The sequence below is a fragment of the Wolbachia endosymbiont of Mansonella perstans genome (assembly GCF_020278605.1).
Classification (GTDB): Bacteria; Pseudomonadota; Alphaproteobacteria; order Rickettsiales; family Anaplasmataceae; genus Wolbachia.
In genome coordinates, this window is sequence record NZ_JACZHU010000147.1 from 1 (window position 1) to 852 (window position 852).

Consider the following 852-nt stretch of genomic DNA (forward strand, 5'->3'; position numbering starts at 1 on the left):
TCATTTGGCAAATTTCTTAAATATTTATTGATAAAGCAACATCATGGATCCCAATATCAGCCTACTTGGATGACAAGAAAGGGGGCACTGGGATGACAGGAAAAGTAAGCATTGGAATGACATAAGAAGGGGACACCATTGTAAAGGAACCAGTGCCCGCTACTTGGATGATATCCTCGTGATAGGCTTAAATCACAACGTTCGTACAGTTGCGTGTCAACTACTTATATGACATCACTTTTGCTTTAATATTTACCACTCCCCTGAATAGATACATTAAATTTTTACGACCTTATTCTGAAAGTATATTAAATTTTGATCCCTTGAAGCTATTCTTACTTCCTTTTGTGATAGCTGAGAAACTTGCACGGAAGTATACAGAATATCCGGTTGCTTAATAACCTAGTTTGTAGATATATTACTATTCCTCTCGAAACTCTTACCTATAACTTCTGAAGCAACTTTTCCTCCTAAAAAACAGTTTGGTCCTAAACTTTTTTCTCCTCATTTTCTAACTCGTCGAACCTTGCTTTACTTTCATCATCAGCAAACTCCACTTTTATTTTATTACTATCTTCCTCGCTACAATGTAAACAAATACTGATCTTTTCTGCTCTAGTAACAAAAGACGTTTCAATACTACCTGAGATATCTGCATGGTTTCTTTTCTCTCCTTCACCTTTTTCAAATTTTACCGAACTCTCCCCGATCTGTAATATACAAACTCTCAACTCTGGAGTTTTTATTTTTTGATTATTTATGATTTGCGCAGTTCAACAATACTATCTTGTGCACATTTATAGCTCTTTCCATAATAATCCAAGAGAGGTAAAATAAGGACTTATAGTAGTG

The 852-nt window shown here is 35.1% G+C and carries 1 protein-coding gene; it reads right to left on the reverse strand.

All coding sequences use genetic code 11. The annotated features are described in order from the left end of the window. Nucleotides 1–488: 488 nt before the first annotated feature. Nucleotides 489–731, reverse strand: coding sequence for a hypothetical protein (locus IHO13_RS05525; RefSeq protein ID WP_225538638.1), 243 nt, complete (start codon nucleotides 729–731; stop codon nucleotides 489–491). Nucleotides 732–852 lie beyond the last annotated feature (121 nt).